The sequence below is a fragment of the Rheinheimera baltica DSM 14885 genome, assembly GCF_000425345.1.
GTDB lineage: Bacteria > Pseudomonadota > Gammaproteobacteria > Enterobacterales > Alteromonadaceae > Alishewanella > Alishewanella baltica.
Genome location: NZ_AUDG01000031.1, coordinates 39,143 through 50,006 on the forward strand (window position 1 = coordinate 39,143; position 10,864 = coordinate 50,006).

Here is a 10,864-nt window from a genome sequence, read left to right on the forward strand (position 1 = left end):
GTTGTTCTCGATAAACACGTTTACGTTATCCACTGCGCAACAAGGGCATCAGCACCAACGCCATACTAAAGCCCAGCACTATAGCGCAAACCCCCATTACTGGCCAGAACCAGCGCGGCAAAGGCGCTTTTTGTGTTTGTTCAGACAACGGCAATATTTCGCCAGCCGCCAGGTTAACCAGCTTGTCATTTACCATCGCCTGCTGTTGACTGTAAGCACCAAGCAATGCCCTGTCAGCCATAAGATTAACTAAGCGCGGTATACCTCCACTTAGCTGATATAACCTTTTAATTGCACTGTCGGTGAACACGGGCCTGCTGCAACCTGCTACTTGCAACCGATACTTCAAATAGTGTTTTACTTCATCCAGATCCAGTGGCAACAAGTGATATCGCGCGGTAATACGCTGTGCCAGCTGGCGTAAATCATTGCGCTTAAGTAATTGCTGTAACTCAGGCTGGCCAATCAGAATGACTTGCAGCAACTTGCGGGTATTGGTTTCAAGGTTGGTTAATAAACGCAGTTGCTCCAGCACTGCTGGCTGTAAATGCTGCGCTTCGTCAATAATCAGTAAGGTATGCTTGCCAGCAGCATGGTTTTTCAATAAGCGCGCTTTAATTTTATCGCCGAGCATTTTTAAGCTGGCATCACTTTTTTTGTAGCGAATTTTAAGCTCATCACAAATAGCGGCCAACAGCTCCAGCTCAGACAAGGTAGGGTTTAGAATAAATGCTACTTCAGCCCGTTCATCCAATTCTTGCAACAAACAACGCGACACGGTGGTTTTGCCGGTTCCTACTTCTCCGGTTAATAAGACAAAGCCCCCCGCCTCGCCCAAACCAAAGCGCAAGTGTGCCAGCGCTTCGGCATGACGTGGACTCAGGTACATAAAATCCGGGTTAGGTGCTATGGAAAATGGGGCACTGGTTAAGCCGAAAAATCCGGTATACATTCTGCTTCCTGCTGGTTAGGGCGCTGCCATTTGTTGCGACCGTGCATTTTGAAAGGCGACGGGTATAATGGCAAAAAAAATGGCAACAGGAAAGCCGGTGCAACGATATCTGGTAGGTGGTGCAGTTAGAGATAGTCTTTTAGGCTACCCGTTTCACGAGCGTGACTGGGTGGTAGTAGGTGCTACGCCGCAGCAAATGCTGGATTTGGGTTACCAGCAAGTTGGTAAAGACTTTCCGGTGTTTTTACATCCAGAAACCAAAGAAGAACACGCACTGGCACGAACCGAGCGTAAAAGTGGTAAAGGCTATACCGGTTTTACGGTTTATGCCGCACCCGATGTCACCTTAGAGCAAGATTTATTGCGCCGCGATTTAACTATTAACGCTATTGCTCAAGCCGATGATGATAGTGTGATTGACCCTTTTGGTGGTGTGGCAGATATTGAGCAAAAAATACTGCGTCATGTCTCTGAAGCCTTTGCTGAAGATCCCTTAAGAGTGCTGCGCGTGGCACGTTTTTATGCCCGCTACGCGCATTTAGGCTTTAGTGTTGCAACAGAAACCCAAGTACTGATGCAGCAGCTGAGCACTGAACTTAGTACACTTACCCCTGAACGGGTTTGGCAAGAAACGGCTAAGGCGCTTAGCGAGCAAACACCCCAAGCGTATTTTCAATTACTCTATGACACCGGCGCGTTATCGGTATTAATGCCGGAGCTGTCGGCGTTATGGGGCGTGCCGCAACCACCACAGTGGCACCCGGAAATTGATACCGGCATACATACGTTAATGGTGCTGCAGCAAGCGGCGCTGTTATCCTCTCGTATTGATATCCGCTTTGCAGCTTTAGTGCATGATTTAGGTAAAGGTGTTACCAAACCTGAGCTTTGGCCGTCACATCATGGCCATGAGCATAGCGGCTTGCCACTTATCAACCAGTTGTGTAACCGCTTACGGGTACCAAACGACTGTCGCGATCTTGCACTTTTAGTTTGCGAATATCACCAGATTATTCACCGCGCTAATCAGCTAAAAAGCAGCACGGTGCTAAAACTATTTGATGCGGTAGATTTATGGCGCAAGCCACAGCGGCTGGACGATATCTTACTTTGTTGTATGGCCGACTTACGCGGCCGCACAGGCTTTGAACTTGCTGAATATGCACAGGCTGAATACCTGAAAATACTGGCGCAAGCGGCACGCAAGGTTAGCGCAAAAGAGCTTGTTGCTCAGGGCCTGACAGGTGAAGCGATAAAGCAAGGCTTGCAGCGCTCGCGCTTAGCGGCAATAAAAGCCGCTAAACAGCAATGCCTAAATACTTAGCCGGCAAACCAGCCGAGGAAAATAATCAAGCCGACACCTAATAACAAACGGTAAACAACAAACGGAAACATGCCCATACGGCTGATAATTTTCAGGAAAAAGTGAATGCAAACCAACGCGCAAATAAATGACAATCCCATACCTAATGCAATACCCGTCACATCAAATCGTTCAGGTTCTGACAACAGTTTGCTGGCTTGATAACCGCCACTTAACACAATAATAGGTATGGATAACAAAAACGAAAAACGGGCTGCACTTACCTTATCTAACCCGATAAGCATTGCAGCGGTCATCGTAATGCCTGAGCGTGATGTACCCGGCACAATGGATAGCGCCTGAGCAACACCAATAAACAACGCCTGTTTCCAGCTTAATGTGTCCATGCTCTGTTGCTGCTTTGCTGTTGCATCAGCCCACCACAACGCAAAACCAAACACGATAGTCGTAAAGGCAATAATCCAGGGAGAGCGCAATAAGGTATCCACTACGTCTGCTTTTGCCGCCAGCAAGCCGGCAAGTCCTGCCGGTATTGTTGCCAATATTACCCACCAGGCCAGCTTACTTTCCATACTGTGCTTCCCACTAAGGCTATGCACCCAGCCTAGTGTTAACTGGCCTATATCATGACGAAAATACAACATCACCGCTAGCAACGTGCCAACATGTACAGCAACATCAAAAACAATACCTTGATCCTGCCAGCCAAACACTGCTGACGGTAAAATAAGGTGCGCCGACGACGAAATAGGTAAAAACTCAGTAAGCCCCTGAATAATAGCTAAAATAATAACTTCCACTGTACTCACTGCTTACTCCCAGTTAAATGGCACCGGCCATAGTTTTTGTTGCTTGTTATATTGCTGCCATAAACTGCTGTAGGTCTGGCCGGTAAGCGGATGTACCACCTCTGGTGCTATTTCAGCCAAAGGCCACAGTACAAACGCATTCTCAGTGATTTCAGCACGCGGTAATTCAACAGGCTGCTGACAAATGACGTCATCATAGGTTAATAAATCTAAATCTAAGGTGCGGCCACTAAACTTAGCGGCTGTGCGATCACGGCCGTAACTGTCTTCAATTTGTTTAAATAAGGTCACACAGTCTGCTATGGCTAAATCCGTATTTGCCGCTGCAACCATGTTGTAAAACGGATCACCGGCAAAACCTACCGCTTCGCTTTCGTATACCGACGACAACGTTAATGGGCCAAAGTATTGGCTAAGGGCACTGACTGCCGCCTGAATATGAAAATGCCGGTTTTTGTTACTACCAAGGCTGATATAAATCTGCGCCATTAGCTGCGGCTCCGCACAATACGCACGCCCACTGTTTGCGCTTGAGGCACCGCACCAGGTTTACTTACCGTGATATCCACCGAGCTGGTTGCAAAGTCGTCCAGTAACATCTGCGCCACACGCTCGGCGACTGTCTCTATCAGCTCTATCGGTTGTGCTGTAATAAGTTTGATAACTTTTTCTGCAATGACCGCGTAATCCAGCGTCAGCTTTATATCATCGTTAGCCGCGGCATCACGTTGGTCACTTGTTAATGCCAGATCAAGGAATAAACGTTGCTGAATAACTTTTTCCCAGTCGTAAACACCGATAACGGTATCAACTTGTAGCTGTTTTATAAAAACTATGTCCATTCAGTTACATCCGCATTGCGTTATTTCTCGTTTCAGGTAGGCTGGTCGGATAGGTAAAACCGCGAAAACCCTATACTCTGCTGGCCTTGAATCAGGCTGCAATCTTAACGTAAAAACTGGTGCTGAGGAACCGCCTTAATGACCCCGCTGATTGGAATTATGATGCTGACAGCCTACCTATGTGGCTCCGTTTCGTCGGCAGTGCTGGTCAGCAAGCTATTTCGCTTACGCGATCCTCGTAATCATGGCTCTGGCAACCCCGGTGCAACCAATGTGTTACGTCTTGGTGGCAAGTTGCCGGCCATCATGGTGCTAGTTTTTGATATTTTAAAAGGCACAATCCCCGTTTGGGGCTCTTACTTTTTAAAAATCGATCCGTTATTTCTTGGCTTAATTGCAATCTGCGCCTGCGTTGGCCACATTTTCCCAATATTTTTTGGTTTTAAAGGCGGTAAGGCCGTTGCAACAGCATTTGGCACTATGATGCCAATAGGCTTAGATTTAGCCGGTTTGCTAATTGCCAGTTGGTTAATTATTGTCGCATTGAGCGGTTACTCGTCGCTGGCGGCTATTTTAACGGTGATGTTAGCGCCGGTTTTTACCTGGTTTATTAAACCGCTGTATACCGTACCGGTGCTCATGCTAAGCATTTTAATTATTTTGCGCCACCGCGAAAACGTTGTCCGTTTATGGCGAGGCAAAGAAAGCAAAGTATGGGATAAAACCAAGCGTATTCGCGAGTAAGATTAGGCAATAGTTGGGAAAACGAGAAAGTGAGGTTGTAATCTCGAGCTGAGCGCCACAGAGTGTCTGAACAAAAGCACAAGCATGAGGGCAGGAGTTGCAACCAACGCATTACTCCTACCTACCCATTCTAGCCATTAAATTGATGGCAAATCCTGCATTGGCCAGCGGGGTGTCACCCCAATAGTTAAATCCTGCTGCTGGCCAGCCGCTAAACGATAATAGCCCGCCAGTGCAATCATGGCACCGTTGTCAGTACAAAACTCTTTCCGCGGGTAATATACCTCACCACCATAACGCTTTAATAAGGTGGCCAGTTGCTCGCGTAACGACGTATTAGCACTAACACCGCCGGCAATGACCAAGCGGGTATACCCGGTTTGCTGCAATGCCCTATCGCATTTAATTACCAACGTATCAACCACGGCTTGTTGGAAAGACGCGGCAATATCTGCCTGCACTTGCTCAGTGTTACCGGCCTTGGCAATAACATTTGCGGCAGAGGTTTTTAACCCACTAAAGCTAAAATCCAGCCCTGGCCTGTCGGTCATTGGTCGTGGAAACTTATATTTTTTACTATTACCCTGTATGGCCAACTTTGCCAGTAAAGGGCCACCTGGGTAATCTAGCCCCATTAGCTTCGCCGTTTTATCAAAGGCTTCACCGGCAGCATCGTCTATCGACTCACCTAGCAATTGATAACGGCCAATGCCTTCTACAGCCACCAACTGGGTATGGCCGCCCGACACTAACAGTGCTAAAAACGGAAATTGTGGCGGATTGGCCTCCAGCATCGGTGCCAATAAATGGCCTTCCATATGATGTACAGCCAATGCCGGTTTATTCCAGGCCAGCGCCAGTGAACGCCCAATAGCGGCGCCCACCAACAGTGCACCGGCTAACCCCGGCCCTGCCGTGTACGCCACACCATCAATGCTGGCAGCATCACAACCAGCCTCGGCCAATGCTTGTTTAATTAACGGAATGGTTTTACGAATATGATCACGCGAGGCCAATTCCGGCACCACACCGCCGTAATCAGCATGCAATGGGATCTGGCTATACAATACATGGCTTAATAACCCCTGCTCGCCGTCATACACCGCAATACCGGTTTCATCGCAGGATGTTTCTATACCTAAAACTCGCATCTGTGTCTCAAATCCGCTAAAATGGCGGTCATTGTAACGGCTCAACGCGTGCAGAGCCAGAGGATCGGATTTAGATCGCAGAACTGCTTTACATCGCCCTGTCTTTTTGCGTAAAATGCCGCACCATTTTTAATCGTATTGGTTCAGAGATAACCAATTTGGCCCTGAGGTGAGAATTTAATGCCTGTTGTTAAAGTAAAAGAAAACGAACCGTTTGACGTAGCATTACGTCGTTTCAAGCGCTCATGCGAAAAAGCTGGTGTTTTAGCTGATGTTCGCGCAAAAGAATTCTACGAGAAGCCAACCTGGATCCGTAAGCGTAAAAAAGCAGCAGCAGTTAAGCGTCATGCTAAGAAGCTGTCTCGCGAAAACGCACGTCGCATCAAGCTGTACTAAGCGCTAGTCGCTTAACGTACCTGCTTAGCGACATTGGTGCTATCTGCTGGTGATAAAACACTAGCATTGAAAAGCCCAAGATTATATCGCAAGTCGACATCTGCATACCGTGCCCGCAAGGCACGGTTTGTCTTTTTCTGAATAACGCCGAAGGAAAAAGGTGGCAGGACAAATACCCAGACAGTTTATCGATGAGTTGTTGGCTCGTACTGACATCGTCGAACTGATTGACCAGCGCGTACCGCTAAAAAAAGCCGGTAGAAATTACGCCGCCTGTTGCCCGTTCCACAGCGAAAAATCACCGTCTTTTACCGTTAGTCCGGATAAACAGTTTTATCACTGCTTTGGTTGTGGTGCGCATGGTAACGCCATCAGTTTTATGATGGAGTTTGAACAGTTAGAATTCGTTGAAGCGATAGAAGAACTGGCTCAACAGCATCATCTTGAAGTACCACGAGAACAAGGCGTAGGCAACGCTCGCCCTGCAGCACAAGCTGATGATTACAACCTAATGCAGCAAGCAGCAGAGTTTTATCAACAACAGCTACAAACCCATAGCAATGCCGCAGCAGTGCAACAATATGTCGCGAAACGTGGCCTTAGCGCAAAAACCCTCAGTGATTTTGCCATTGGCTATGCGCCTGATGGCTGGGATAATTTACTGAAACGCTTAAGCCCTGCGAATAACAAACCATTGCGCGAGCAACTGGTTGAGCTTCGGTTGATAAACCGCAACGACAATGGCCGCGAGTACGACTTTTTTCGCGACCGTTTAATGTTTCCTATCCGAGATAAACGCGGCCGGGTTATTGCCTTTGGTGGCAGAGTTTTAGGTGACGGTACGCCTAAGTACCTCAATTCACCGGAAAGCCGGCTGTTTCATAAAGGCCGCGAACTTTATGGCCTGTACGAAGCTCGCCAGCAACCCGGGCATTTGGAACAGGTATTAGTGGTTGAAGGCTATATGGATGTCGTCGCATTGGCCGAACAGGACATTCGCTTTGCCGTGGCTTGTCTTGGTACCGCAACAACCTCTGATCATATGCATACGTTGTTTCGGTTTACACCCAAAGTGGTGTGTTGTTACGACGGTGACCGCGCAGGTCGTGACGCTGCATGGCGCGCACTGCAAAGTGCTTTGCCGCAGTTAAAAGATGGCGTAGAGCTAAATTTTGTCTTTTTACCCGACGGCGAAGACCCGGACTCACTGGTTCAAAAAGAAGGTAAAGACACTTTTTTACAACGCATTGCAGCAGCAGTGCCATTAAATCAATATTTTTTTGAACATTTAGTTCAAGAATACAATCCTAATACCGATGCAGGAAAATCGGCATTATCGGTAAAAGCCGCGGAATTGATCAAACAAATCCCAAGCGAATTTTATCGGGAGAGTTTAACAGACAAGCTGGCTAATTTGTTGGGTAAACCGCGGGAACGCACCAAAAATGCAGTAAACCGGGCAAGTAATCGGGTGAAACCGGCAACGATGAAAATAACACCTATGCGCCGTGCTATTGGTTTATTGTTGCAGTACCCCAATTTAGCTAATGTGATGCCTGACGCGCCAGAGCTCGCTGATGCAGATATTCCGGGCATTGGTTTGTTACTTAGTTTGCAGCAACGCTTACTTAAGCAACCGGGCTTAACCACAGCACAATTGCTCGAACAATGGCGAGATTTACCCGAACACAGCATTTTAATGACACTGGCAGCATGGGATCATCAAATTGAGCCAGAACAGCTATCGCAAGAATTTGTGGATACGTTTCACTCAATAGAAGACCAATATTTACAACAACGACTAGAAGCGTTGGAACGAAAAGATAAGCTACAACAGTTAACAAAAGCCGAATGGCATGAGTATAAATTGCTATTACAGGCATTAAAAAGCAAAAAACCAAAGCTTGCGACCTAATGCGACTGGCTAGAAAAGCCGCGCTTTGTTATAATCACTAGTTCGCAATTTTACATTAATCAAATTGGTGGAAGATAAGTCTCTATGGAGCAAAATCCTCAGTCGCAGTTAAAACTCCTGATCATCAAAGGTAAAGAGCAAGGTTATTTAACCTTTGCTGAGGTGAATGATCACCTACCGCAAGACATTATCGATTCTGATCAGATAGAAGACATTATCCGCATGATCAACGACATGGGGATCCAGGTATTTGAAAGTGCCCCGGATGCCGATGATCTGATTATGGCTGATGCCACCACAGACGAAGATGCTGTTGAAGAAGCAGCACAGGCTCTGGTTAGTGTAGACAAAGAGCTGGGGCGAACTACCGACCCGGTTCGAATGTATATGCGGGAAATGGGCACAGTCGAACTACTAACCCGTGAGGGCGAAATTGATATCGCCAAACGGATAGAAGAAGGTATTAATACCGTACAAAGTTCTGTGGCCGAATACCCGGAAGCCATTACTTACTTACTGGAGCAGTGGGATAAGTATGAAGCTGAAGAAATTCGCTTAAGCGACATTGTCACTGCGTTTATTGACCCTAACGAAATCGACGAAGCTCCTGTAGCCGGCAGCCACATTGGTTCTGATGTACCAGAAGACCAAATGGATGACGACGACGATTCAGACGACGACGAAGATGGTGACGGTGATTCAGACGAAGCTGACACCGGTCCGGATCCAGAAATGGCGCGGGAAAAATTCGGTGAATTACGTTCTCAGTACGAGGTTACTCGTAACTCTATCGTTAAAAATGGTCGTGAGCACGCCACCACCAAAGAAGAAATTGAAAAACTGAGCGAAGTATTCCGCTGCTTCCGCCTGGTACCAAAACAATTCGATCGCTTAGTTAAAAACATGCGCGAAATGATGGACCGGGTTCGAGTGCAAGAACGCATAGTGATGAAACACTGCGTTGAATACGCCAAGATGCCGAAGAAAAACTTCGTTAAAGCTTTTACCGGTTTTGAAACTTCTACCGCCTGGTTATCAGCCGAAATTGCTGCCAATAAGCCTTATTCTTCGAAACTGCAAGAAATGCAGGAAGACTTGGTTCGCAGCATCGAAAAACTGAAAAAAGTTGAAGAAGAAACCGGCTTAAGCATCTTTAAAATTAAAGATATCAACCGTCGTATGTCGATTGGTGAAGCGAAAGCACGCCGGGCGAAAAAAGAGATGGTTGAGGCAAACTTACGTTTGGTTATCTCTATTGCGAAAAAGTACACCAACCGTGGCTTACAATTCCTTGATTTAATTCAGGAAGGTAATATCGGTTTGATGAAAGCAGTAGATAAGTTTGAATACCGTCGTGGTTATAAGTTTTCAACCTACGCTACCTGGTGGATCCGTCAGGCAATCACGCGTTCAATCGCAGATCAGGCCCGTACAATCCGTATCCCGGTACACATGATTGAAACCATCAACAAGCTAAACCGTATTTCACGGCAAATGCTGCAGGAAATGGGTCGCGAGCCATCACCAGAAGAATTATCAGAACGCATGCAAATGCCAGAAGATAAAATCCGTAAGGTGCTGAAAATTGCTAAAGAGCCTATTTCGATGGAAACCCCTATTGGTGATGATGAAGATTCGCACTTAGGTGATTTTATCGAAGATGCCACCGGTGAGTCACCGCTGGACTCTGCAACGATGGAAAGCTTGAAAAATGCCACTAACGAAGTACTGGCGGGTTTAACAGCTCGTGAAGCTAAAGTACTGCGTATGCGCTTCGGTATCGACATGAATACCGACCATACGTTAGAAGAAGTGGGCAAACAGTTTGACGTAACACGTGAGCGTATTCGTCAAATCGAAGCCAAAGCGCTACGTAAACTGCGCCACCCTTCACGTTCAGAAGTATTAAAAAGCTTCTTAGACGAGTAAGTTTTTGTCGTTTAGTTGCTGAAAAACAAAGGCGCCTTTCGGCGCTTTTGTTATTTATGCAGTATAAAGCTCAAAAAATCAGCAATTACCACACTTAGCGTAACAAGCCGGATGACAAAGCCGGCAAAAGTTTTTATACTGCCTGCCGCTTAGTATTGCGTCTGCAATCAATTAAGCAACGTGGCCCCATAGCTCAGTTGGCTGAGGGGCGGTCGCCGCAAGGCGATGAGGGGTGACTTAACGTCACGCCAAAAAGCACGAAGGCGAGACCGTGGATGGTTGAGCCGGAATGAAGCTACAGGATGTACACTGGCAGATGTAAAAAAAGTTTCACATGGCCCCATAGCTCAGTTGGTTAGAGCGCTCGACTCATAATCGATCGGTCGCTGGTTCGAGTCCAGCTGGGGCCACCATTCTTAAAGGCTTATTGTTTTACCCTACTGCCTGAAAATAGCTCGGTGCTACCTCTGTGCTACCAATTACCCTAACATAACTAGGGCCTGTTGATCTTTGCTGTTTATAATTCAGCCAACCCACATTGGCAGCCATAATAGACAGCAAGCCAAGGCAAGTGTACTTGCATAATTCCGGGCCAATTTATCATACCGGGTTGCTACTGAACGGTAATGTTTTAGCCTGGCAAACACGTTCTCTACTAAATGGCGATATTTGTACAGACACCAATCAATATCGCCATTTCCAATTTTTGAATTACGTTTACGCGGTATCGTTGGGACGCCATTTTTCGCTCGGATCTGCTCCCGTACTTTCTCACTGTCATAGCCCCGGTCTGCGATAACAT

At 46.9% G+C, this 10,864-nt stretch carries 11 protein-coding genes and 1 tRNA gene; 6 read left to right on the forward strand and 6 right to left on the reverse strand.

The window, feature by feature from the left end:
* Nucleotides 1-25 precede the first annotated feature (25 nt).
* Nucleotides 26-952, reverse strand: a complete 927-nt coding sequence (locus tag H595_RS0111610) for an ExeA family protein (RefSeq protein ID WP_027671371.1) — start codon at nucleotides 950-952, stop codon at nucleotides 26-28.
* Nucleotides 953-1,019: 67 nt separating this feature from the next.
* Here H595_RS0111610 and H595_RS0111615 point away from each other — a divergent pair, with 67 nt between their 5' ends.
* Nucleotides 1,020-2,276 carry a multifunctional CCA addition/repair protein gene (locus H595_RS0111615; protein WP_037054591.1) on the forward strand — a complete coding sequence of 419 codons (1,257 nt, stop codon included), beginning with the start codon at nucleotides 1,020-1,022 and terminating at the stop codon, nucleotides 2,274-2,276.
* Here H595_RS0111615 and H595_RS0111620 read toward each other — a convergent pair.
* From H595_RS0111620 to folB, 3 genes are read right to left on the reverse strand one after another with little or no spacing between them, the layout of a single operon-like run.
* Complete coding sequence (locus tag H595_RS0111620) at nucleotides 2,273-3,085, reverse strand: undecaprenyl-diphosphate phosphatase (protein ID WP_027671373.1); 813 nt, start codon at nucleotides 3,083-3,085, stop codon at nucleotides 2,273-2,275. The genes H595_RS0111615 and H595_RS0111620 overlap by 4 nt on opposite strands.
* 3 nt (nucleotides 3,086-3,088) lie before the next feature.
* Entirely contained in the window at nucleotides 3,089-3,574 is a 486-nt protein-coding gene (folK, locus tag H595_RS0111625; RefSeq protein ID WP_027671374.1) for a 2-amino-4-hydroxy-6-hydroxymethyldihydropteridine diphosphokinase, read from the reverse strand.
* A complete protein-coding gene (gene folB / locus H595_RS0111630; protein WP_027671375.1) occupies nucleotides 3,574-3,927 on the reverse strand; it encodes a dihydroneopterin aldolase in 354 nt (117 codons plus the stop codon). The genes folK and folB overlap by 1 nt, the downstream gene beginning before the upstream one ends.
* A gap of 138 nt (nucleotides 3,928-4,065) precedes the next feature.
* Here folB and plsY point away from each other — a divergent pair, with 138 nt between their 5' ends.
* Nucleotides 4,066-4,671, forward strand: a complete 606-nt coding sequence (plsY, locus tag H595_RS0111635) for a glycerol-3-phosphate 1-O-acyltransferase PlsY (protein WP_027671376.1) — start codon at nucleotides 4,066-4,068, stop codon at nucleotides 4,669-4,671.
* A 137-nt stretch (nucleotides 4,672-4,808) separates the two neighbouring features.
* Here plsY and tsaD read toward each other — a convergent pair whose 3' ends face one another.
* Nucleotides 4,809-5,822 carry a tRNA (adenosine(37)-N6)-threonylcarbamoyltransferase complex transferase subunit TsaD gene (gene tsaD, locus H595_RS0111640; protein ID WP_027671377.1) on the reverse strand — a complete coding sequence of 338 codons (1,014 nt, stop codon included), beginning with the start codon at nucleotides 5,820-5,822 and terminating at the stop codon, nucleotides 4,809-4,811.
* 180 nt (nucleotides 5,823-6,002) lie between these two features.
* On the opposite strand from tsaD, the gene rpsU reads away from it, so the two are divergent.
* The 4 genes from rpsU (at nucleotide 6,003) to H595_RS0111660 (ending at nucleotide 10,475) form a co-directional block, all read left to right on the forward strand.
* Nucleotides 6,003-6,218: a 30S ribosomal protein S21 gene (gene rpsU, locus H595_RS0111645; RefSeq protein ID WP_027671378.1), complete on the forward strand. Its 216-nt coding sequence runs from the start codon at nucleotides 6,003-6,005 to the stop codon at nucleotides 6,216-6,218.
* 160 nt (nucleotides 6,219-6,378) lie between these two features.
* Nucleotides 6,379-8,133, forward strand: coding sequence for a DNA primase (gene dnaG / locus H595_RS0111650; protein ID WP_027671379.1), 1,755 nt, complete (start codon nucleotides 6,379-6,381; stop codon nucleotides 8,131-8,133).
* Nucleotides 8,134-8,217: 84 nt separating this feature from the next.
* Nucleotides 8,218-10,062, forward strand: coding sequence for an RNA polymerase sigma factor RpoD (rpoD, locus tag H595_RS0111655; RefSeq protein ID WP_027671380.1), 1,845 nt, complete (start codon nucleotides 8,218-8,220; stop codon nucleotides 10,060-10,062).
* Nucleotides 10,063-10,398: 336 nt separating this feature from the next.
* Nucleotides 10,399-10,475: transfer RNA gene (locus H595_RS0111660), tRNA-Ile, on the forward strand.
* 111 nt (nucleotides 10,476-10,586) lie between these two features.
* On the opposite strand, the gene H595_RS23850 is transcribed toward H595_RS0111660, so the two are convergent.
* Nucleotides 10,587-10,864, reverse strand: a 278-nt coding sequence (locus tag H595_RS23850; protein WP_156885973.1) for a transposase, incomplete at its 5' end; no start/stop codon positions are given.